This is a genomic window from Leeuwenhoekiella palythoae (genome assembly GCF_020310025.1).
GTDB classification, from domain to species: domain Bacteria; phylum Bacteroidota; class Bacteroidia; order Flavobacteriales; family Flavobacteriaceae; genus Leeuwenhoekiella; species Leeuwenhoekiella palythoae.
This window is the reverse complement of the sequence record NZ_CP084318.1, coordinates 1585089-1608396: the sequence shown is the minus strand read 5'-3', so window position 1 is coordinate 1608396 and position 23308 is coordinate 1585089. Positions and strand designations below refer to the sequence as shown.

Genomic DNA, 23308 nt, shown 5'->3' with positions numbered 1-23308 from the left:
CTTAGTTATTTTGAAGTTTAAACACTTTTTGAATCAACTCCAGACTTTCGGTATTTGAAAAATCCTCGGTTTTTAAGTGTTTTGCAAACTGAGTAGTAATTTTTTGAATGATGCGCTCGCTTATGATTTCGGCTTGTTCTTCATTAAAACCATCAATTTTTTTGCGCTGATTGTCGATCTCTCCATCTTTAAAATCGGCCAATTTCATCTTTAATGCGCGAATGGTGGGAGCAAATTGACGCGCGGTTAACCACTCGTAAAATTCCTCCTGAATTTCCTCGATGATGGCTTCAGCCTGCGGCAATTGCTTTTTGCGGCGATTGAGCGTATCGTTGGTGATTTTTGAAAGCTGATCTAGATGCACCAAGCTTACGCCGTTTACTTCTTCTACGTTTTCATTCACGTTTTTAGGAATGCTCAGATCGAGAATAAGTAAAGGTTTCTTGAGGTATAAAAGCTCTTTTGAAATGGTAGGCTTTTGTGCGCCTGTTGCTACAATGAGCACATCTGCTTGAGCAATTTCCGACTGAATATCAGCGTAATCCTTTACAATAAGATTAAATTTCCCCGCGATGCGTTCGGCTTTATCTTTAGTGCGGTTGATGAGCGTGATGTGGTCGTTTTTGGTGTGTTTTACCAAATTTTCACAGGTGTTACGCCCAATTTTCCCGGTACCGAAAAGCAAAATGTTCTTCTCTGAAATAAAAGGAACACGGGATAACATATATTGAACCGAAGCAAAACTCACTGAAGTTGCCCCGCTCGAAATATTGGTTTCATTTTTTATGCGCTTACTCGCCTGAATCACGGCATTGATCAATCGCTCCATAAACGGATTGACCAAATTGAGTTTTTTAGCGCGTTTAAAACCGCTTTTTAACTGACTTATAATTTCAAAATCTCCTAGAATCTGACTGTCAAGACCGGTGCCCACTTTAAAAAGATGCTCGACTGCTTGCTCGTTTTTGTACTCGTAAGAGACCGTTTTAAATTCTTCAATGGTGCCGCGCGTGTGCTCGCATAACAATTTGATGAGGTCTAAAGGTTCTTGAGCAAAACCATACAATTCGGTACGGTTGCAGGTAGAAATAATACTCAAGCCTTCAATACCCTCTTCGTGAGCACGACTTAAAATCGCTTCTTGAATGGTACTATCAACACTAAAATGCCCGCGCGTTTCAGCATCTGCTTTTAAATAGCTTAAGCCGATGGCGAAAAAATCACCGGGATAAGCCGGGTAAAAATGTCGTTTGCCGTTTGTATTCATAAGTTCGGGTGCAAATGTATTTCGGTAAAGCTTCAAAAAATAACGCTAGAGGTATGATTTTTAACGATGACCGAATAAATTGCCCTTTTTTTGAGGAAAATGCTGCAAATGGGCTAATTTAGTGAGGTGTTGTAAGATGAAGAAACGATACTGTTTAGAATAAATCTAAATAAAGTTTATTTTTAAAGTTATGGAAGGAGTCAAAAATATCGCTACAGGTTTATATAGTGAAACCACTATTGAAGAGGGATTTTTTATTCTAAAATTTAATAATGAAACCACTGAAGCCCAACAGATAGCCCGTGAAGTTGATAGTAGTTTTATTCAATTTCATTTTTGTGCAAAGGGTAATTCGGTCTTTCAGTTTAACGAAGGAAATTATAAGCTTCCGCTTGCGGAGGAGCATTCGTTGTTGCTGTATAATCCGCAGCGGGATTTACCCATTAATTTGGAGATCGCTCCAGAGAGCTGGGTGATTTCGGTGTTTATTTCGATCAAGAAATTTCATTCGCTCTTTTCAAGAGAAGCTGACTTTATAACCTTTTTAAGTGACGAAAATCGAGACCGAAAATATTACAAAGACGGTTTGATTTCTCCCTCAATGGCCATTGTGCTCAACCAATTGATGAATTATAACCTGCATCCTTCGGTGAAAGCGTTGTACTTTAAAGGAAAGGTGTATGAATTGATCAGCTTGTATTTTAACCGTCCGTCTGAAGCTGATGTCGAGCAGTGTCCGTTTCTGGTAGATGAAGATAATGTGGCAAAGATCAAACGCGCTAAAGACATCGTGATCGCACGAATGGCCGAACCGCCATCGCTACAGGAACTAGCCGATGAGATCAATCTTAGCCTCAATAAACTCAAAGAAGGTTTTAAGCAGATCTATGGGGATTCGGTTTATAGTTTTTTATTCGATTATAAGATGGAAGTTGCCCGCCAGTTGCTGGCAAGCGGATCGCATAATGTAAATGAAGTAGGGCTACGAATTGGGTACAGTACTGCAAGTCATTTTATCGCGGCTTTCAAAAAACAATACGGGACTACGCCCAAAAAATACATTCAATCTTTAAGCTAATTATGAGAAAATTAATCCCGGTTTTAGGTCTATTGCTGATTCTTTCGAGTTGCAATTCGACCAGAACTACAAACCAACCTGTTACAAAACACGTTTTAGTTTTTACCAAAACAATGGGCTGGCGTCACAGTTCTATTGAAAAAGGAGTTTCAACACTTAAAGAGATAGGAGCTCAGGAAGGTTGGCAGATCACACAAAGTGAAGACTCATTAGCTATCAATTCTGAAAATCTAGCTAAAACCGATCTTGTTATTTTCTTGAGCACTACGGGAGATATTTTAGGTTATGATCAGGAAGCTGCGTTCAAAAATTACATTCAAAACGGCGGTGCATTTATGGGCATCCACGCAGCCACAGATACTGAGTTTGACTGGCCGTGGTACGGTAAATTAGTGGGTGGTTATTTTAAAGATCATCCTAATAATCCCAATGTGCGCAAGGCTTCTTTGAAGAAAGCGGCTCCACACGTAACCACCAGCATGTATGCTAAAACTTTTGAGCGCACAGACGAGTGGTATAACTACTACAATTTAAGTGACGCAGTGACCCCTACTTTATATTTGGATGAAACCAGCTATGAAGGTGGAACCAACGGCGATTATCATCCCATTGCCTGGTATCAGGATTTTGATGGCGGTAGAATGTATTACACCGGCGGCGGCCACACCGACGAAGCGTATGATGAGGTGGCTTTTAAGGCACATCTGGAAAGTGTGATGCGCTGGTTGATGGAATGAATCACAATAAATTTTTCTGATAAAGTTTCACATAAGCTTTATAGTTATCGTATTTCTAAAAAATTGATAAGTCGTAAGTTTGACGCACTAAAAAAAAGGCATGAAAAAAGGAGTACTTCTAGTGAATTTGGGATCGCCTAAAAGCACCGATCCTAAGGATGTAAAAGAATATTTAGGAGAGTTTTTGATGGATGAGCGCGTCATCGACGTCCCACTTTGGGCGCGCACGCTGCTCGTAAAAGGAATCATCTTAAATACCCGACCAAAAAAATCTGCTGAAGCCTATTCAAAAATTTGGTGGGACGAAGGTTCGCCTTTGATCGTCTTAAGCGAACGCCTGCAGGCAAAAGTTTCAGAGAAAGTTGATGTTCCTGTGGCATTGGCGATGCGCTACGGAACACCCTCCTTAAAAGAAGGTCTTGAAGAGCTCAACGCACAAGGCGTAGATGAGGTTTTGATTCTTCCGTTGTATCCTCAGTTTGCTATGGCGACAACAGAAACCATCCTGGTTTTAGCTGAAGAGTTGCGTAAAGCACATTTTCCGCATATGCGTTTTTCAGATATTCCTGCGTTTTACAACAAGCCGGAGTATATTGAAGTACTTTCAAAAAGCATTCACGAGAAAATTGAAAACCTTGACTATGAGATGTTGGTTTTCAGTTATCACGGAGTTCCTGAGCGACACATTCGCAAAAGCGACGTTACAAAAAGTCATTGTAAAATAGACGGCAGCTGTTGTCAAACGCCTTCTCAGGCACATCAGTTTTGCTACCGCCACCAGTGTTATGAAACCACACGCCAGGTTGCTGAAAAACTCAATTTAAAAGAAGGGACCTATTTCACTTCCTTCCAATCTCGTTTAGGTTTTGACCCGTGGTTGCAACCCTATACCGATCGTACCATAGAACGTTTTGGTAAAGAAGGCATCAAAAAAATGGCAATTGTTACTCCGGCTTTTGTGAGTGATTGTCTTGAGACGCTGGAAGAAATCGCGATGGAAGGTGAAGAGATCTTCCACGAGATGGGCGGTAAGGAATTTACCACTATCCCTTGCTTAAATGATCGCGACGATTGGGCGCACGTTGTTGCTACCTGGATCAACGATTGGGCGCTGGTAGAAGCCTCAAAAGCTATAGCATAACTCCATTCCCGCGTAGGCGGGAATCTTTTTTTGTAAGCATCTGAAATTTTTGTTTTCGACAACCCTTACAAGCATGAATCTTTTTAACCCAAAATAAATTGCTAAAAACCGAACGTTCTGAAGCTTTAGGAAACGAACCTATCAGCACGCTGCTTATCAAGCAAGCAGTGCCGGCATCTATAGGGATTCTAGTGATGTCGCTCAATATTCTTGTCGACACCATTTTTGTGGGCAATTGGATTGGGAGTATTGCTATCGCAGCGATCAATGTGGTGCTGCCGGTTTCTTTTTTTATTGCAGCTTTGGGGATGGCAATCGGGATAGGTGGTTCTTCTATTATTTCTCGCGCGTTAGGAGCTAATGATAAGAGCAAGGCGCTAAAAACCTTTGGTAATCAAATAACCATAACCTTGCTGTTGACCATCAGTATGGTGATTTTAGGCTTGGTTTTTATCAATCAGTTAATTCCTGCCTTCGGAGGAAAGGGCGACATCTTTGAGCCCGCAAAGATCTATTACCGAATTGTACTTTACGGAGTGCCGGTGCTAGCGCTGTGTATGATGGGCAACAATGTGATCAGGGCCGAAGGCAAACCTAAATTTGCAATGATCGCGATGATCATTCCATCGCTGGGGAACTTGATTCTTGACTATCTTTTGATCAATATTCTGGATATGGGGATGGAAGGCGCCGCTTGGGCAACCACTGCATCGTACATCTGTTGTTTCTTTTACGTGTTATGGTACTTCCTAAGCGACAATTCTGAATTGAAAATTGATGTCAGTCATTTTGGTCTTGACTGGCCTATTTTAAAAGAAATGTCGGCTTTAGGTTTTGTGACCCTTGCGCGACAAGCAGTGGTAAGCTTGACCTATTTGTTGATGAACAATATTCTGTTTGAACTGGGCGGCGAAGCTTCGGTCACAGTGTATGCGATCATAGGGCGTATGCTTATGTTCGCTTTGTTTCCCGTCCTTGGGGTTACCCAAGGTTTTCTACCGATCGCCGGTTACAATTACGGAGCGCAAAATTATGATCGGGTGCGTCAAAGCATCAAGTTAGCGATCTATTATGCTTGCGGGGTTGCCGTACTGATCTTTATAGCAATTATGGCATTTCCAGAAGCTATTGTTTCGGTTTTTACGCAAGACGAAGCGGTGCTGCGGGATACACCTTGGGCGATGCGCTGGGTGTTTGCGGCGATTCCTATTATAGGGATTCAGTTAATTGGTTCGGCGTATTATCAAGCGATTGGTAAAGCAACTCCGGCACTACTTCTAACGCTCACCAGACAAGGATTTTTCTTTATTCCGCTGGTGCTTATACTTCCTAATTACTTTGGCGAATTAGGCGTTTGGATTTCTTTTCCCATTGCTGATACTTTATCAACAGGAGTTACGGCTTACTTTTTATGGCGAGAAACACGCCTAAAGTTAGACTAGAAGTATTCAAAAAAGATTGTAATGATTAACTTAGTTAGCTACTAACTAAGTCTTTTAATTATGCACAAACTTTTACTCTTTAATCGAGGGTCAAATGCCGCAAGCGGTTACACTCAAACAACGCGAAGCACGCACAATGCATTTCGAAGTGTATCTTGTTTGCTTGGGCTATTATGCTCCTTGTTCTTTCTTTCATTAACCAATATTCAAGCACAGGACGTTGATGAAGCTCTTTATGAAGCTTTAGAATATCGTCTTATAGGTCCGTTTAGAGGTGGTCGTAGTGCGGCGGTAACCGGCGTTCCGGGCAAACCCAACTTATTCTATTTTGGAGCTACCGGTGGTGGCGTATGGCGTACCAAAGATGGTGGTCGTTCTTGGGACAATATTTCTGATGGTTATTTCGGCGGAAGTATAGGCGCGGTGGAAATTGCTCCTAGCGATCACAATATCATTTATGTGGGTGGTGGTGAAAACACGCTGCGCGGAAATGTTTCTTCGGGTTACGGAATGTGGAAATCTACAGATGCCGGTAAAACCTGGGAAAAAGCAGGCTTACCTAAAAGCCGACACGTTTCAAAAATACGGGTACATCCTACCAATCCAGATATCGTTTATGCTGCGGTTTTGGGTGATATTTATAAACCTACGCAAGAGCGTGGAGTTTACAAATCTACAGATGGTGGCGCCAATTGGGAGCGCGTACTTTTTGCTACCGAAGATGCCGGTGCGGTTGACTTGACGTTTGATCCTAACAACCCTCGTGTTTTATATGCTTCGACCTGGCATTCCCGCAGAACGCCGTACAGTTTTATCAGTGGTGGTGAAGGTTCGGCCTTATGGAAATCTACCGATAGCGGTAAAACATGGAAAGAGATTTCAAAAAATGACGGATTCCCAATAGATACGTTAGGAATCATTGGAGTTGCGGTTTCGCCTGTAAATTCAGAACGTGTTTTTGCAATGGTTGAAAATAAAGATAAAGGTGGTCTCTACCGAAGCGAAGACGGCGGTATCAGCTGGAAACTCATCAACGACGATCGTAACTTGAGACAGCGCGCGTGGTATTATACCAAAGTATATGCAGATACTCAAGATGAAGATGTGGTTTATGTGCTTAATGTGAGCTATCATAAAAGTACCGATGGTGGTAAAACTTTTGAAAGCAACAATGCGCCGCACGGCGATCACCACGATCTTTGGATTGCTCCAGAAAACCCTATGCGCATGGTAATGGGAGATGATGGTGGTGCTCAGATCACTTATGATGGTGGAGAAACCTGGAGTACTTATGGCAACCAGCCTACTGCTCAGTTTTATAGATTAGCGACAGACAATCAGTTTCCGTATCGTATTTATGCAGCGCAGCAAGATAACTCTACGGTGCGCATTCCGCATAGAACAGATGGCTACAGTATTAGTGAAGAAGATTGGGAAAGCACAGCCGGTGGCGAAAGTGCGCATATAGCGGTAGACCCAGAAAATCCAAATATCGTTTATGGTGGAAGCTATGACGGCTTTTTAACCCGAGTGAATCACGAGAACAATACGGTGCGTTCGGTTTCGGTTTGGCCAGATAACCCAATGGGCCACGGTGTTGAAGATATGAAGTACCGTTTTCAATGGAATTTCCCCATTATGTTCTCCCGTCACAATCCAGATGTGTTGTACACCTTCAGTAATCACGTACATAAAACCACAAACGAAGGACAAAGTTGGGAAGTGATCAGCCCGGATCTTACGACCGATGATAAATCAAAACAAGGTTCTTCCGGCGGACCGATCACGCAAGACAATACTTCCGTAGAATATTACTGTACCATTTTTGCAGCTAATGAGAGTCCGTTGAAAGAAGGCTTGCTCTGGACCGGTAGTGACGATGGTTTGGTTTATGTGTCACGCGACGGCGGTGAAAACTGGGAGAATGTAACGCCAAGAGGAATGCCCGAGTGGATGATGATCAACAGTATTGAGCCGAGTTATTTTGACGAGGGGACCTGCTATATCGCCGGAACCAAATATAAAACCGGTGATTTTGCACCATATTTATACAAGACCACAGATTACGGTAAAAGCTGGGAAAAAATCACTGATGGAATCGAAGCAGAACACTTCACGCGTGTCGTACGTGAAGATCCTGAAAAAGAAGGTTTATTGTATGCAGGCACTGAAACCGGAATGTACATTTCGTTTGACGCCGGTGAAAACTGGAAACCTTTTCAGCTGAACTTGCCTATTGTTCCCATCACTGATTTGGCGCTTAAGGAGAACAATTTGATCGTAGCAACACAAGGGCGAAGCCTTTATATCATTGATGATTTAAGTATGTTGCATCAAGCGATCGAAGCAGAAGATACCGATGCAGTGCATTTGTATAAACCAAAAGATACTTACAGAATGGACGGCGGTAGTCGCAAGTCGAATTCGGCAGGGACCAATCATCCAAGCGGCGTGATGACCTATTTCTACCTTCCGGAATATGATGCTGAAAAAGACAGCATTTCATTGACGTATTTTGATGCTAAAAACGATACGATCAAATCGTACAGCAGTAAACGAAGTGACGATAAATTAAAAGTCAAAGAAGGGGCTAATCAATTCAACTGGGATATGACCTATGACGGTGCAGAGCGACTACCGGGAATGATCTTATGGTGGGCGAGTACTCAGGGACCACAGCAAATCCCTGGAGAATACACCGTAAAATTGAATGTAAATGGAACCGATTATACGCAACCGTACACCATTCTGGCAGATCCACGTTCTGAAGCGACCGTTGCAGATATGCAGGCGCAATTTGATTTTATTTCAGATGTAAATGAGACTGTAGATCACGCGCACCAGAGCATCAAAAAGATCAGAAATATCAACACGCAGTTGAGTGCTTTTGAAAAGCAGTACAAAGACAATCCCGATACTGAAGAACTTCGGGAAAAGTCTAAAACCCTGCGGGAAGATCTTGAGGAAATTGAAAAAGCGCTGTATCAAACCAAAAACCGAAGTGGGCAGGATCCGCTTAACTTTCCGATCAAGTTGACTAATAAATTGGCGCACTTGAATTCTTTAGTTGGAATGGGAGATTTTGCGCCAACAGATCAGGATGTCGCGGTGAAAAATGAACTAACGGCTAAAATAGATGCAGAATTAGACAAGTTTGATAGGCTGGTAAACGATGAGGTTGCCGCGTTTAACAAACAATTCAATGCGATGCAGCTCAATTATCTGTTTGTAGAAGAAGAATAGATAAAGCGCTTCAATATAATAGAACTTAGAAAACGATTCTCGCCTTTCGCTTAGGCGACGAATCGTTTTTTATTATTTCGGGTTACCTTTGACTTATGGAATACTACAACTACTTTAAATCGCTGCACCTCATATTTATCGTGACGTGGTTTGCGGGCTTATTCTATGCGCCACGCTTGTTTATGTATCAGATTGAGGCTTCCCAAAAACCCGAACCAGACCGAAGCATTCTGGGCGATCAGTTGGCTTTGATGACTAAACGTCTTTGGAAGATCATCACCTGGCCTTCGATGATTTTAGCCAGTCTATTTGCATTTGTGATGTTGCATTTAAATCCGGGGCTTTTGTATGCACCTTGGATGCAAATTAAATTAGCATTTGTCGTGTTGTTGTATGCCTATCACTTTAAAAGTCATCAAATATTTAAGCAACTGCAACGCGGTGAGATAAATTATACGACCAGATATATGCGCATCTGGAATGAGGGCCCAACCTTAATTCTATTTGCGGTGATCTTTTTGGTAATTACTAAAAGTGCTACCAACTGGATTTGGGGATTAGCCGGTTTGATCTGTCTAGCAGTGCTTTTAATGTTGGGAATTAAACTTTATAAAAGCATTCGCGAAAAAAATCCTAATGCCTAACGGCGCGATTTTTGATAACTTGTTTTCGATGAAATTCAATAAGCTTTCTTTACGCCTGCGTATCTTTTTTGGGATGGTGTTGCTCATTTTAGGAGCTTCTATTCTCATCGGGATCATCAGCGTGGTTCAGTATAAAGAGGAAGCAAAAGAGTATCATCGCGACCGCTTATTGCGTAAGGAAGATCAGATACGCGCAGAGATCGATTATGTACTGGACCAGACCACTTATGAGGTTATCTCTAAGAACATTCCGTTTATTTTAAAGTACAACAATGATATTTACCGCATTGCAGATGTTCACGAACTGCCTATAAATATCTATGATCTTAACGGAAAACTACTCGTCAAATCTAAAGAAACTTTTACCGAAGACACTCTGGAAACCAGCTTGAATCCTTCGGTTTTAGAAGGACTTGCTAATACACCTACAAAACGATGGATCGTACAATCTGAGATCGATGGCGTAAAATACCAATCTTCCTATACTTACATAAACGACAACAAATTCAAGCCGCTGGCGATAATGAATTTGCCCTACATTCAGGATGATGATTTTATCACGCGCGAACTTGACGAATTCTTACGTAGACTGGCAGAAGGGTATTTATTTATGTTGCTCATTGCGACGGTACTCTCTTATTTTTTATCTCGTTATATAACTTCCAGCTTAAAAACCATAAGCGATAAGATGATCCAGACGCGGCTTGATAAGCGCAACCAGCGTATTGAGATCGACGATGCCAGCGAAGAGATTAGCAATCTGGTTCGCTCGTATAATGGGATGATCGACGAACTTGAAAACAGTGCGGCAAAATTGGCACAAAGTGAGCGAGAAGCGGCCTGGCGTGAGATGGCAAAACAGGTGGCACACGAGATTAAAAATCCGTTGACACCAATGCGTCTTACCGTACAGAGTTTTCAAATGCGTTTTGATCCTAACGATCCGGACATTCATAAAAAGCTAGATGAATACAGTAAAACCTTGATTCAGCAGATAGATACGATGAGTTCGATTGCTGAGGCGTTTTCTAATTTTGCTAAAATGCCGGCGCAGCAAAACGAGACTCTTAATGTGGTTTTCGTGACCAAATTGGCATTGGATATCTTTACAGAACATTACCTCACTTTTGGCACTGATGCTGACGAGATCACGGTAAAATTAGACCGCACCCAACTCATACGCGTGATCACCAATCTGGTTAAAAATGCAATTCAGGCGACAGAAGGGGTTGAAGATCCTAAGATTCGCGTGGAGATCAAAAGTGATGAAGACCAGGTTTGTATTTTGGTTTGTGACAATGGTCACGGAATTCCGGAAGAAAATATCGAAAAGGTCTTTGAGCCAAAATTCACCACCAAGTCAAGCGGAATGGGGCTTGGGCTAGCAATGGTTAAAAATATTGTGGAAACCTATAGCGGAACCATTACCTTTACTTCTAAGGAAGATCGAGGCACTGTTTTTAAAGTGACTTTCCCCAAAGCCGAAGCTTAATTTCCGCGCTGCGGAGCAAAAATATTGACTATGAATTTTGAAAATCTCATCTATGAGGTTGATGATCAATTGGCGATCATCACCATAAACCGACCTAAAAAATTAAACGCACTCAATAAAGAAACCATTCAAGAACTGCACGACGCATTTGCTGAAGCTGATGCCGATGAAGACATTGGTGTGATCATCTTAACCGGAAGCGGCGAGAAGGCTTTTGTGGCCGGTGCAGACATCAGCGAATTTGCTGATTTTGAAGAGGAAGAGGGCGCTTTGCTGGCGCGAAAGGGTCAAAAATTACTCTTTGATTTTGTCGAAAATCTAAGCACACCGGTCATTGCGGCGATTAACGGTTTTGCTTTGGGTGGCGGCCTCGAACTTGCGATGGCGGCACACATACGCATTGCCAGTCACAACGCGCGCATGGGCTTGCCGGAAACTTCGCTGGGCTTGATTCCCGGGTATGGCGGCACGCAGCGATTGCCACAGTTAGTGGGCAAAGGCCGCGCTTTTGAAATAATTATGACTGCCGGAATGATCGATGCCGATCAGGCTTTTCAATCGGGTTTGGTAAATCACGTGACTTCGCAAGAAGAGTTGATGGCACTTGCCGAAAAAATTGCCGGTAAGATCTTAAACAACAGCGGGGTTGCTATTGCCACCGCGATACAAGCGGTCAACGCCGGATTTAAACCCGGAGTGAACGGTTATGATGCCGAGATCGAAGGTTTTGGTGCGTCTTTCGCCACCGAAGATTTTAAAGAAGGAACTACCGCATTTTTAGAAAAACGCAAACCGGAGTTTCCTGGGAAGTAAAAGGCGCTGCCTTAAAGAATTTAAAAAAACCCGCGTAAATGCGGGTTTTTGTTTTTATGATCTGATAGTCAGAGATAATAATATTGGTATCCTTAAAGTAGAGGAGGTAAACGGCTATATTTGTTTTGATATGAAATAGGTAAAGTTCAATTATGTCAGAAATTAGAAGAGTAAAAGATATAGAATGGTTGATAAATAATTATATGACCTTTTTTGAAGAGTTTGGAATGAATCGAAAGAATATAATTGAATACTATCAAACTTGGAAAATAAACAAATCTGAAAGGATAGAAGATTATGTATGGTATATTTTCAATCATTTATTAAATGAGAATGCTCAGCAATCTGAAAATCTAAAAGACTTGTTTGAGCGGAATCAAAAAATATATTCTCATATGATTTCTTTTCGAAGAAGGTTTGAAGGCAAAAAAGCAAATGAAATTCAAAGGTTATATAACTTGAATAGGGTGAATCTTGATTTGGAATCTAATCGCAATTCTAACTTTGAAATAGATTTTGTTATCATAGGTACAAATGACTGTGATGAAAGCAAAAGAATATCTGAATTAATTATTACCAAACAACAAGCTGTTGAAAATAATGTAATTCCATATAGTAAATGTACTAGAAAACAAGGTTGTGTCTGTCTTATGGGAGTGATGCCAAAAAGAGATGTCAATGGAAGATTGATCAGAAAGGTCAAGAATGAATAAATTTAATTTCTTTACTGTCTTTCAATTTTAGTCAAATTCAAGGTGTTTGATTTTATCTAAAGAGAACTTCACACGTGCTTTATCTAAAAAATAAACACGTATAATTTTTTCTGTTTATATTTGTAGTCTTCAATTAAAATTGGTTTTGTCATGAATACGAAGCTTACACTTACCATCGAGCAGGAGATTATCAAGCGGGCTAAGGCATACGCAAAAGACAAAAACCGCAGTTTGTCTGATATTATCGAGAACTATTTAAAAAGCCTTACCAATGAAGCGCCTCAAGCGCATAGCAAAGCGCTCAATCCGGTGGTAAAATCACTTAAAGGCTCGTTTAAAATGCCTCCTGATTTAGACTACAAAAAGGAGCTTAGAGATAGAGTTGAAAAAAAGTATTCTTAGATGGACCATGTTCTTATTGATACCGATGTCATATTAGATTTCTTTTTTGATCGTAAGCCCTATTCTGAATTTGCCACCGAAATTCTCAATCAATGCGAGGCAGGCGCGCTTAAAGGTTATTTAACGCCTGTGATCATTTGTAACGTGTATTATTTATTGCGTAAAACTGCAAATCACAAAACGGTAATCGAGAAAGTCAAACAACTCCTTAGCATCATCGATGTGCTAACCATGGATCAAGAAGTAGTTTTTGATGCGCTCAACTCAAAATTTAACGATTTTGAAGACGCGTTGCAGAATTTTACTGCAACGAAAAATCAGGAAATCACTGTTATTTTGACGAGAAATGTAAAAGATTATAAGCATAGTACACTTGCCATTCTTACTCCGGAAACCTACTTGAAAGGAAAAATCTAGAAGTAAAACTGAATAGAAAAAAAAGCAATCAGGCTATTTTGATTTCAATCAAAATAGGAAATATTCCATATATTTGTAATAAATCCTATTTTATGCAAGCCGAAGGAAAACATTTAAAAGGGCGTGGAGCACAGCGTCATATCGCCAATAGATTTGATGCCAACAGTCACGAGCTGCGAGATGATTTTCTCAATTACTGCGCGCAAGAAGGGGATGAGCCTCAAAATCTGAAAACTCTTTTTATAGACACCTTCCCAAAAACCATCGTCAATAAAGTAGAAAGCCCAGATGTGGGAATGGGTTATTCTTTAAATCCATATCAAGGTTGTGAGCACGGTTGTGTGTATTGTTATGCGCGTAATTCGCACGAATATTGGGGCTACGATGCAGGCTTAGATTTTGAAAGTCGCATTCTCGTAAAGCGCAATGCAGTGCGTCTGCTCGAAAAGCACCTGGCTAAAAAATCCTGGCAAGCGGCGCCCATTGTCCTTTCAGGAAATACCGATTGTTACCAGCCTGCAGAAAAGCAATTTAAGATCACCAGAAAATTGCTCGAGACCTTTCTCAATTACCGGCACCCGGTGGCGATCATTACAAAAAATGCATTGATTCAGCGGGATTTGGATATCATTACAGAATTGGCTTCTTATAACCTGATTCAGGTTAATATGTCGATCACCACTTTAGAAGAGAAAACGCGTCGCCTGCTAGAGCCTCGAACTGCCAGCATTAAAAAACGTCTGGAAACGGTAAAGAAACTTGCTGAGGTTGGAGTTCCGGTAAATGTGATGACCGCGCCCATCATTCCGGGAATCAACAGCCATGAGGTGTTGCCTTTGATCAAAGCCGCGGCAGATCACGGAGCAAAATCGGTAGGATATACCGTAGTGCGTTTAAATGGTGCGATAGGAAAGATCTTTGAGCAGTGGCTAAAAACGGCGATGCCAGACCGGGCTGATAAAGTGCTTAATCAGATCGCTGCGTGTCACGAAGGCAACTTGAACGATTCGCAATTTGGTCGCCGTATGCGCGGTAGCGGTGAATTTGCAAAGCAAATTGCAGCACAGATGGAGCTCGGCAGAAGGAAATATCTTAAAGGCCGGAGTATTGCTCCGCTCAATTGCGAACTTTTTGAGCAATACCGCCCGGGACAACTCTCGCTATTTTAGCGCAATTGGCACAGTTTCTGATTATTATTAGAAGCTATGAAAAATCATTTTTTAAAATTTATTGGGATTGCTTTGGTACTCCTTTGTTTTTCCTGCGGAAAGCTTACCAAAGTGACCGATGTGATCACACAGCCTACTGCACGCGAAGTCTACGCGCGTAATTTTGATACAGATTCGGTACCGTATCGTTTGTGGACGAACGCTTTTCAAAATGCGCTGAACGATAGTTTGCAAATTTCTTCTCCTTATCAGGAAAACGGAATATTCAATCCGGAAATTCAACCCGTGTATGCTTATGATCTTGATCTGGAACGCGGCCGCAGCTATGCCTTCAGTATTCAGACAGATACGCTTCAACCGAAGGTTTTTATTGATCTTTATGAAAAGACTTCAGACAGTATCCGGCCGTATAAATTGGTGCAGCAAGCCGACTATGAAGCTTCCATTTTAGATTTCTCACCTAAATATTCAGGTACCTACAAAGTACTTTTTCAGCCTGAATTGAACACGAGCTCAAGTTTTGCATTACGCATTCAGAGCAAGCCTTCGTATTATTTTCCGGTAAGTGGCGCTTCAGCAAAATCCATTCAGAGCTTTTGGGGCGCAGCGCGCGATGGCGGTAAACGCAGCCACGAGGGTGTAGATATTTTTGCCAAACGCGGTACGCCGGTAGTTGCAAGTGTTGATGGCTATATAAGCAGAACGGGAAATCGCGGTTTGGGCGGAAAGCAGGTTTGGTTGCGTGAGGGGTTGTTTGGCAACAGCCTGTATTATGCGCATTTGGATAGCATTATCGCGACCAGCGGCCAGCGTGTAAAAGTGGGCGATACTTTGGGGCTCGTGGGTAACACAGGCAATGCCCGTACCACGCCACCACATCTGCATTTTGGGGTGTATAGTCACGGAGCGATCAATCCGTTGCCGTTTGTAAAAGAAGAGCCGGAGTTACCGGCCCTTAATGCTTCAACTGAATTTTATAAAACTTATGCGATCAAAACTGCACAAGCCAATTTGAGAAGTAGTGCTTCTGCCAAATCTCAAAAAATTGGTGCGCTTTCGCGAAAAGATACCGTACGTTTATTAGGTAAAAGTGCCGATTGGTTGCATATTGAAACGTCCGCGGCGCAGCGTGCTTTTGTGCATCAGAGTTTAGTAAAAGCTTTGTAGTTTCTTGATACTGCGGGATTATTTATGCAGTAGCTTTTGGAAAGTATTTTTTTCTAAACCAGAACGAAACACGCACCAAAAAGATCAACGCCGGAACTTCAACTAACGGACCAATAACACCCGCAAACGCCTGCCCGGAATTGAGCCCGAAAACTGCGATGGCCACTGCGATCGCCAATTCAAAATTGTTGCCGGCTGCGGTAAATGCTACCGATGCCGTCTTGTCATACGTCGCGCCCATTGCCTTGGTGAAAAAGAAACCTATGATAAACATCAAAGCAAAATAGATCAAAAGCGGGATGGCCACGATCAAAACATCCTGAGGGATTTCGACAATAAGTTCGCCTTTAAGCGAAAACATCACCACAATGGTAAAAAGCAGAGCAATCAAGGTAATTGGTGAAATCGTTGGGATGAACCTTTCATTATACCAAGTTTCGCTTTTTAATCGTACCAAAATTGACCGACTCAAAATCCCTAACACAAACGGAATTCCCAGATAGATGGCAACACTTTCCGCAATGGTAGCAATGGAAATATCTACGATCGCACCTTCAAATCCAAAATAGGGCGGAAGCACGGTGATAAAGATCCACGCATAAAAACTGTAAGCGAACACTTGAAAAATGCTGTTCAACGCTACGAGTCCTGCGCCGTATTCGCTGCTTCCCTCTGCGAGGTCATTCCATACCAGAACCATAGCGATACAACGCGCAAGACCTATTAAAATCAACCCTACCATATATTCAGGATAGTCTTGAAGAAAGGTAATGGCCAGGATAAACATCAGTACCGGCCCAATGATCCAATTCAGGATTAAAGAAATGGAAAGAATTTTTACATTTTTAAATACTTTGGGTAATAGGGCGTAATTCACTTTGGCCAGCGGCGGATACATCATCAAGATCAATCCTATCGCCAGCGGTATATTAGTGGCGCCACTACTCATCGTATTGACCACTTCGGGGAAGGATGGAACAAAGTAGCCAATCGCAACGCCAAGCGCCATCGCGACAAAGATCCATAAAGTTAAGTTTCGGTCTAAAAAGCTTAGTTTTTTAGTACTCATACTACTAGCTTATTTTTGAGAATACGTAAAATAATTCTGTAGCGATCTGCTCACTGCGCTCTTGGTATTTTTCAGCTTGCTGCGGCGTATCATCAAAAGCTTTAGGATCGTCAAACGTGATGGGAATACGTTTTTCTGCTCCCGGCACAAACGGGCAACCGGCGTCGGCTTGCGAACACGTCATGATTGCCGCAAATGCTGAAGTAGGGTTGAACGCATCATCTAGCCGCTTTGAGAATCCAATTACCGGATGCGCATTTTCGGCATATTTAATACTGTAAACCGGATTGTTCTCTTGAGAAAGCTTTTCGATCTGAAAACCCGTATTTGTTAAGGTTTCTGCAACCATTGGGAACAGAGCAGTTGCTTCGGTTCCACCGGAAAAACAAACCACATTACCAATATTAAAATGCGCTGCCATAGTTTGTGCCCAAACTTGAGAAAGGTGACTTCTGCGTGAATTGTGCGTACAAATAAAATTGATGCGTACGGCTGCATTGGCACTCACTTTTTCTTGAATAAAAGCGATTAAAGGCTGAAGCGTCGCTTTGCGTTCTTCGGAAATAGTTTCCGGCTTTAGCGTAGTTATAAATTGGTCGATTTCCGGAAATAAAACAGTGTTCATCATAACGTGATTAAATGGGTTAACAACAGTTGCCATCAGGCCCGCAACAAGGCTCTTGGTTTAAATCTGATAGTTTTACTTTGGGTTTTTTAGCGGGAATTCCGCAGGCATCTTTAGCAAGACAATCGGTTTGTTTTGTAGTCAGAAGGAAATTTGTTCCGTCAAAATCGATCCCAAATTTTCCAATGGTTTCGCCTTGATACTCCACTTCAACTTCGTGGTCTTCAATCTTCAATACTTTTTCAGAAAGCTCAATGATGCTGAGCAATTTTTCAGGATGCAGGCGGTGATCGTAATCATCAGCATTCCATAATTGAAAATTCACAACCTCTTCTTGGCGCAATGTGCCGCCACAATCAATAAAATGCTTAGACACTTTGCCTACTTCGGTTACGTGAAAATGATTAGGAACCAGACTTCCGTCAGGTAATTGAAACCCTATTTGTTCTATGTTTTTTAAAACGTTTTTGACCTGTGATAGTTTCATATTCTTTATTGTTATATCGCAATATTACGATGATTGATTTTAAATTTTTTTTAGCAGCAATTTGCGCTGTTAGATAGATCTTGATCGAGAAAATGAGTCATTAATTTTTTCATCTCTGTCCAGTTTTCTTTGTCAACACAATAGCAAACACTGGTGCCCTCAACGCTTCCTTTGATCAAACCAAGATGCTTAAGCTCTTTTAAATGTTGAGATATGGTAGGTTGCGCCAGACCAATCTCATTAACCAGATCACCACAAACACAAGAATCTATTTTAAACAGGTGTTGTAAAATAGATACCCGCGCAGGGTGCGCAAATGCTTTTGCAAACTTGGCGATCGCATTTTGGCTATCAGAGAATATTTCGGTTTTGGCTAAGCCCATTGTTTAATTGTTACATTGCAATATTACGATGAATGAAATTCATGACAAAGAAATGGTCTCATTTTTTTACGCAGCGCTGTGATCACCCTGTTATTAACAGTTTTTTGGCTGCACACCCGATTAAAGCTTGGTATTTTTAGATTGAAATTTTAAACCGCAAACGATGTCGTTATTTGGAAAAGTAAAGAATACCATAGGCCTTTTAAAGTCGGTTGACTTAGAAGCACTTAATAAATTATCTCAAAAAGTAGACTTGTCGCAAGTTATGGCCGCGGTGGGCAACTTAGATGACCGTCAATTGAAAGGCTTGATGAAGATGCTGAATTCGCAAGCGAAAAAAGGACAGCACAAACTGCCGCCAATTGATGGTGATTTTTACAATCTGGCACAAAAACTCACTCCTGAAGAGCGTGAAATTCAAATGAAGATGCGCAATTTTATGGAAGATGAGGTTAAGCCAATTGCTAACCAATATTGGAATAGAGCCGAATTTCCACACGAGATCATCCCAAAGTTTGCCGAATTAAATTTAGCAGGAATTGCTTATAAAGGCTACGGATGTCCCGGACAATCCTTTTTGATGGAAGGAATTCTGGCGATGGAACTGGCGCGTGTAGATGTGTCTATCTCTACCTTTTTTGGTGTGCATAGCGGTCTCGCTATGGGATCAATTTACCTCTGCGGTAGTGAAGAACAAAAGCAAGAGTGGCTGCCCAAAATGCAGAAGTTTGAAAAAATAGGAGCTTTTGGTCTTACCGAACCCGAAGTAGGTTCAGGAGCTGCCGGCGGTCTGGGAACCAGTTGTAAAAAAGTTGGAGATGAGTGGATCTTAAATGGTGAGAAAAAATGGATTGGGAATGCAACCTTTTCTGATATTACGATCATTTGGGCACGCGATGAAGATAGCGGTAGGGTTAAGGGCTTTATTGTACGAAAAGAAAACCCCGGCTTTCACGCGGAGAAAATGAAAGATAAAATGGCGTTGCGTACCGTACAAAACGCCCTGATCACCTTAACCGATTGCCGCGTACCAGAAAGCGATCGCTTACAAAATGCCAATTCGTTTAAAGATACGGCCAAAGTGCTACAAATGACGCGTGCGAGTGTGGCTTGGCAGGCGGTAGGTTGCGCGCGCGGAGCGTATGAAGCTGCATTGAAGTATACAAAAAAACGAGAGCAATTTGGTAGACCTATTGCAAGCTTTCAGCTGATTCAGAATCATTTGGTAGAGATGGTTTCCAATCTTACGGCTATGCAAACTTTATGTTTTCGCCTTAGCGAAATGCAAGACGGTGGTCAGTTGACCGACGAGCACGCATCTCTGGCTAAGGTGTTCTGTTCTATGCGTACGCGTGATGTAGTAAGTAGAGCACGCGAAGTAATGGGTGGTAACGGTATTTTATTAGAATATGATGTAGCGCGTTTTGTGGCTGATGCCGAAGCGATCTATAGTTATGAAGGCACAAAAGAGATCAATTCGCTCATCGTAGGTCGAGCAATTACAGGCTACAGCGCATTTGTGAGCTAGAAAACACAATCAACTCTAAAAGATTTTTATAGGTGTTTTAATATGCCGTTATTTGCATCTGAAATTTTTAAAAACTATAAAATGAAATTCAATAGATTATTTCTGGCGTTACCTGTTGCGCTTACTTTGGTGAATTGTAACGATTCAAAAATGGGTTCAGGAGGCGATGTTGAGCTTAAAACCTTTAAAGATTCTGTTTCATATATCATCGGTGCTAATACCGGAGCGCAATTCAAGCAAGCTTTAGGAGATAATGCTGAAGAGTTTTTTGATGCAGATGTATATTATAGCGGAGTACAAAAAGCACTTACTGATAGTGTTGAAATTCCGCAGGCAGATATGCGTCGCATTATGAATCAGTTTCAAACGCAATTACGCGAGAAACAACAAGAAGAGCAAGCTGCAGTTGCTGCCGAGAAGAAAGAAGCAGAGCAAGCATATTTAGCTGAAAATGCTAAGAAAGAAGGCGTGCAGACTACAGAAAGCGGTCTTCAATACAAAGTGATCGAAGAAGGAAGCGGAGAATCTCCTGCAGAAACAGATCAGGTTCAGGTAAATTATGAAGGAAAATTACTTGATGGAACCGTTTTTGACAGTTCGTATGAGCGTCAGCAGCCGGCTACTTTTGGTGTAAACCAAGTAATTTCAGGTTGGACTGAAGGACTTCAGTTAATGAAAGAGGGTGCAAAATATGAATTCTACATCCCTGCAGATCTTGCTTACGGTCAGCGTGGTTCTGGGCCTAAAATTGGTCCTGGTGAGACTTTGATCTTCACTGTTGAGCTTCTTGACGTAATCAAACAATAAGTAGATTTTGACATATCTTGTAATTGCCGTAGTCTCGGGAGCCCTTATTTTAGGAGCGATTTGGGGCATTTACGGAAATTTACAAAAGAAAACAGAGGGCTTTCTCGTTGCTTTGGCAGGAGGAGCCCTTATTGTTTCTACCGTATTAGAGTTGATCAATCCGGCTGTAGAAAAGGCTAATGTATTGATCGCGCTAGGTATTGTTTTACTGGGAGCAGGGGTATTTACGGGCCTTGATTATCTGGTAAAGCAAAAATGGGGATCAGATAGCGGTGGCGGTTTACTTGCCGCGATTACGCTTGACGGTATTCCCGAAAATTTAGCTTTAGGCGTGGCGCTCATAGGTGCTGATGCTTTGACAGTGGCCGCACTTTCCGGATCTATCTTTCTATCTAATCTTCCTGAAGCCGCCGGTGGCGCAAAAGAAATGACCGAAAACGGCGCATCAAAAAAGAAGATTCTTCTGCTTTGGGCGGCAACCGCTTTAATACTCTCTTTAGCGGCTTTAATCGGAAATTGGGCACTTACAGATGTTTCTGAAGAACTGCTTGCTTACATTCGCTGTTTTGCCGGTGGGGCCGTAGTAGCTTCGCTTGCGATTGAAGTGTTTCCTAAGGCGTATAAGCAAGATTCATATTGGGCCGGTATCGCTACGGCGATCGGGTTAGTGTTGGCGTTTTATCTCAATAGTTTGGGATAAATGAATCAGTTGAAGAAAACCCTTAACAAACTGCGCATTAATGAGTAGTTTAGCAGCATAACTAACGAATTTAAGTTCAATGAAAAAATTAGTGCTTGCAGGAGCTGCGGCAATTGCATTGGCAAGCTGTGGCGGAACTAAAAAATTACCAGAAACTCCAGAGCCGCCTTTATTTCAATCGTTTCAAGATTCGGTGGCGTATTATATGGGGGTTTCTATTGCTGAAAATATCAAGAAAGACAAAGCCACCTATGAGAATTACTTTGACAAAAAAGTGTTTTTAACCGGTTTTCAAGAAGCCTTAAAAGATAGTGCGCAAATTTCTGAAAAGGAAGGGCGTCAGGTAATGACCAGATATTCCCGCGAGTTGCTGGAACTTCAAGAAAAGCTGAAGGAAGAACGCATTGCCGCGCAAAAGGCTTTTTTAGAAGAAAATGCTTCAAAAGATGGTATAATTACGACCGAAAGTGGTTTGCAGTATGAGATTATCACCGCAGGAACTGGCGCTTCACCAGAAGCTTCAGATCGTGTAGAAGTGCATTATGAAGGCACCTTAACTGACGGAACCGTTTTTGATAGTTCGTACGAGCGAGGTGAATCGATCACTTTTGGTGTTGGTCAAGTCATCGCAGGCTGGACGGAAGTCTTACAATTGATGAAAGAAGGCGCAAAATATCGTGCATACATTCCGGCAGATCTGGCATACGGAGATCGGGATATAGGTGAAATTCCACCGGGATCGACTTTGATTTTTGATATCGAATTGATCAAAGTGAAATAACTAGAAAATTAAAAAAGCCGCATTTCGCGGCTTTTTTTAGTGGCAGTGCCAAAAACTTCTAAAATGGTATTCTAATAAATACCTCCAAGGCTTCTCCTAAAGTTTGCTTACTACTTTCTTAAGGAGCAGGATTGGGTATAGCTTTATGAATTGCTTCAATCTCTTCTAGAAGCTCTGAAGAAAGCTGAATATTCACACTGTCAATATTCTCTTTCAATTGTTCCAGATTCGTTGCTCCTATGATATTTGCGGTCATAAAAGGTCTGTCGGTTACAAAGGCTAAGGCCATTTGGGTAAGCGACAAATCGTGTTTTTTGGCAAGATCAAGATAGCGTTTGGTTGCTTCAACAGCCTGCTCGTTAGAATACCTGCTGTACTGCGGAAACTTATTGATACGTGAAGCTTCGGTATCTTTTTGCTCAATATACTTTCCTGAAAGCGTTCCGAAACCTAACGGTGAATACGCCAGATAGCCCACTTCTTCGCGTTGCATTACTTCGGTAAGGCCAATTTCATCTTTTCGGTTTAGTAAATTATAAGGATTTTGAACCGTGATCATTTTAGGAAGTCCTTTTCGGCTTTCTTCCATATAACGTGACAATCCATAAGCGGTTTCATTACTCACTCCTATGTGACGAATGAGTCCTTCACTTGCAAAGTCTTGTAAATACCCTAAAACTTCAGCAAAATTATCTTTCCATTCTTCGTCTGGGTCGTGCGTATAGCCTAGTTTACCAAAATAGTTAGTATTACGCTCCGGCCAGTGCAATTGATACAAATCAAGATAATCTGTTTGCAGGCGTTTTAAGCTTTTATGAACCGCATCTTTAAATTCAGCTTTAGTATAGCCACCGGTGCGAATGTGTTTTGACATAGCTGCTGGTCCCACAATCTTTGAAGCGATGATAAGATCATCACGTTTGCCCCTGTTTTTAAGCCAAGAGCCAATTATACGCTCGGTGCTGCCATAAGTTTCCGCACGTGACGGAACGCTGTATAATTCTGCAGTATCTATAAAATTGATGCCTTGATCTATTGCATAGTCAAGTTGTGCGTGACCTTCTGCTTCGGTGTTTTGCTCGCCCCAGGTCATAGTGCCCAGGCAAATTTTACTTACTTCGATGGAAGTTCCGGGGAGTTTTGTGTATCGCATAATTAAAAATTGATGTTGCGAAAGTATTGTAAAAATGCAAAAGCCCCACC

At 41.8% G+C, this 23308-nt stretch carries 23 protein-coding genes; 17 read left to right on the top strand and 6 right to left on the bottom strand.

The window, feature by feature from the left end:
* Position 1: 1 nt before the first annotated feature.
* Complete coding sequence (hemA, locus tag LDL79_RS06720; RefSeq protein WP_225599647.1) at positions 2 to 1267, bottom strand: glutamyl-tRNA reductase; 1266 nt, start codon at positions 1265 to 1267, stop codon at positions 2 to 4.
* A 190-nt stretch (positions 1268 to 1457) separates the two neighbouring features.
* Between hemA and LDL79_RS06715 the strand changes: the two genes are divergently transcribed.
* The 13 genes from LDL79_RS06715 (at position 1458) to LDL79_RS06655 (ending at position 15725) form a co-directional block, all read left to right on the top strand.
* Positions 1458 to 2345: a helix-turn-helix transcriptional regulator gene (locus LDL79_RS06715; RefSeq protein WP_072980785.1), complete on the top strand. Its 888-nt coding sequence runs from the start codon at positions 1458 to 1460 to the stop codon at positions 2343 to 2345.
* Between the two features lie 2 nt (positions 2346 to 2347).
* Positions 2348 to 3082, top strand: a complete 735-nt coding sequence (locus LDL79_RS06710) for a ThuA domain-containing protein (RefSeq protein ID WP_225599646.1) — start codon at positions 2348 to 2350, stop codon at positions 3080 to 3082.
* 100 nt (positions 3083 to 3182) lie between these two features.
* A complete protein-coding gene (hemH, locus tag LDL79_RS06705; protein ID WP_225599645.1) occupies positions 3183 to 4223 on the top strand; it encodes a ferrochelatase in 1041 nt (346 codons plus the stop codon).
* A 98-nt stretch (positions 4224 to 4321) separates the two neighbouring features.
* Entirely contained in the window at positions 4322 to 5665 is a 1344-nt protein-coding gene (locus tag LDL79_RS06700) for an MATE family efflux transporter (RefSeq protein WP_225599644.1), read from the top strand.
* Between the two features lie 60 nt (positions 5666 to 5725).
* Entirely contained in the window at positions 5726 to 8908 is a 3183-nt protein-coding gene (locus LDL79_RS06695) for a VPS10 domain-containing protein (RefSeq protein ID WP_225599643.1), read from the top strand.
* Positions 8909 to 9003: 95 nt separating this feature from the next.
* Entirely contained in the window at positions 9004 to 9552 is a 549-nt protein-coding gene (locus LDL79_RS06690; RefSeq protein WP_225599642.1) for a CopD family protein, read from the top strand.
* A gap of 28 nt (positions 9553 to 9580) precedes the next feature.
* Positions 9581 to 11044, top strand: a complete 1464-nt coding sequence (locus LDL79_RS06685) for a sensor histidine kinase (RefSeq protein ID WP_225599641.1) — start codon at positions 9581 to 9583, stop codon at positions 11042 to 11044.
* 30 nt (positions 11045 to 11074) lie between these two features.
* Positions 11075 to 11857, top strand: a complete 783-nt coding sequence (locus tag LDL79_RS06680) for an enoyl-CoA hydratase/isomerase family protein (protein WP_225599640.1) — start codon at positions 11075 to 11077, stop codon at positions 11855 to 11857.
* A gap of 152 nt (positions 11858 to 12009) precedes the next feature.
* Positions 12010 to 12570 (top strand): hypothetical protein, encoded by a 561-nt coding sequence (locus LDL79_RS06675; protein WP_225599639.1) that lies wholly within the window; start codon positions 12010 to 12012, stop codon positions 12568 to 12570.
* A gap of 150 nt (positions 12571 to 12720) precedes the next feature.
* Positions 12721 to 12972, top strand: coding sequence for a DUF6364 family protein (locus LDL79_RS06670; protein ID WP_225599638.1), 252 nt, complete (start codon positions 12721 to 12723; stop codon positions 12970 to 12972).
* Entirely contained in the window at positions 12973 to 13389 is a 417-nt protein-coding gene (locus LDL79_RS06665; protein ID WP_225599637.1) for a type II toxin-antitoxin system VapC family toxin, read from the top strand.
* A 92-nt stretch (positions 13390 to 13481) separates the two neighbouring features.
* Positions 13482 to 14558, top strand: coding sequence for a PA0069 family radical SAM protein (locus LDL79_RS06660; protein ID WP_225599940.1), 1077 nt, complete (start codon positions 13482 to 13484; stop codon positions 14556 to 14558).
* 36 nt (positions 14559 to 14594) lie between these two features.
* The gene (locus tag LDL79_RS06655; RefSeq protein WP_225599636.1) at positions 14595 to 15725 is read left to right on the top strand and encodes a M23 family metallopeptidase; all 1131 of its coding nucleotides are present in this window, start codon (positions 14595 to 14597) and stop codon (positions 15723 to 15725) included.
* A gap of 22 nt (positions 15726 to 15747) precedes the next feature.
* On the opposite strand, the gene arsB is transcribed toward LDL79_RS06655, so the two are convergent.
* From arsB to LDL79_RS06635, 4 genes are read right to left on the bottom strand one after another with little or no spacing between them, the layout of a single operon-like run.
* The gene (gene arsB, locus LDL79_RS06650; RefSeq protein WP_225599635.1) at positions 15748 to 16794 is read right to left on the bottom strand and encodes an ACR3 family arsenite efflux transporter; all 1047 of its coding nucleotides are present in this window, start codon (positions 16792 to 16794) and stop codon (positions 15748 to 15750) included.
* Between the two features lie 4 nt (positions 16795 to 16798).
* Positions 16799 to 17419, bottom strand: coding sequence for an arsenate-mycothiol transferase ArsC (locus LDL79_RS06645; RefSeq protein WP_394372625.1), 621 nt, complete (start codon positions 17417 to 17419; stop codon positions 16799 to 16801).
* Between the two features lie 19 nt (positions 17420 to 17438).
* Positions 17439 to 17906 (bottom strand): DUF6428 family protein, encoded by a 468-nt coding sequence (locus tag LDL79_RS06640; RefSeq protein WP_225599633.1) that lies wholly within the window; start codon positions 17904 to 17906, stop codon positions 17439 to 17441.
* 50 nt (positions 17907 to 17956) lie between these two features.
* On the bottom strand, positions 17957 to 18289 hold the full coding sequence (locus tag LDL79_RS06635) for an ArsR/SmtB family transcription factor (RefSeq protein WP_225599632.1): 333 nt from the start codon (positions 18287 to 18289) through the stop codon (positions 17957 to 17959).
* Positions 18290 to 18452: 163 nt separating this feature from the next.
* Here LDL79_RS06635 and LDL79_RS06630 point away from each other — a divergent pair, with 163 nt between their 5' ends.
* The 4 genes from LDL79_RS06630 to LDL79_RS06615 all read left to right on the top strand — a co-directional run bounded on the left by LDL79_RS06630 (position 18453) and on the right by LDL79_RS06615 (position 22105).
* Positions 18453 to 19817 carry an acyl-CoA dehydrogenase family protein gene (locus LDL79_RS06630; RefSeq protein ID WP_225599631.1) on the top strand — a complete coding sequence of 455 codons (1365 nt, stop codon included), beginning with the start codon at positions 18453 to 18455 and terminating at the stop codon, positions 19815 to 19817.
* Between the two features lie 81 nt (positions 19818 to 19898).
* Positions 19899 to 20624, top strand: a complete 726-nt coding sequence (locus LDL79_RS06625; protein ID WP_225599630.1) for a BamJ family beta-barrel-assembly machinery protein — start codon at positions 19899 to 19901, stop codon at positions 20622 to 20624.
* A gap of 7 nt (positions 20625 to 20631) precedes the next feature.
* The gene (locus tag LDL79_RS06620; protein WP_225599629.1) at positions 20632 to 21324 is read left to right on the top strand and encodes a ZIP family metal transporter; all 693 of its coding nucleotides are present in this window, start codon (positions 20632 to 20634) and stop codon (positions 21322 to 21324) included.
* A 79-nt stretch (positions 21325 to 21403) separates the two neighbouring features.
* A complete protein-coding gene (locus LDL79_RS06615) occupies positions 21404 to 22105 on the top strand; it encodes a BamJ family beta-barrel-assembly machinery protein (protein ID WP_225599628.1) in 702 nt (233 codons plus the stop codon).
* A 118-nt stretch (positions 22106 to 22223) separates the two neighbouring features.
* Here the strand turns inward: LDL79_RS06615 and LDL79_RS06610 are convergent, their stop codons facing one another.
* Positions 22224 to 23258 (bottom strand): NADP(H)-dependent aldo-keto reductase, encoded by a 1035-nt coding sequence (locus tag LDL79_RS06610; protein ID WP_225599627.1) that lies wholly within the window; start codon positions 23256 to 23258, stop codon positions 22224 to 22226.
* Positions 23259 to 23308: the final 50 nt, after the last annotated feature.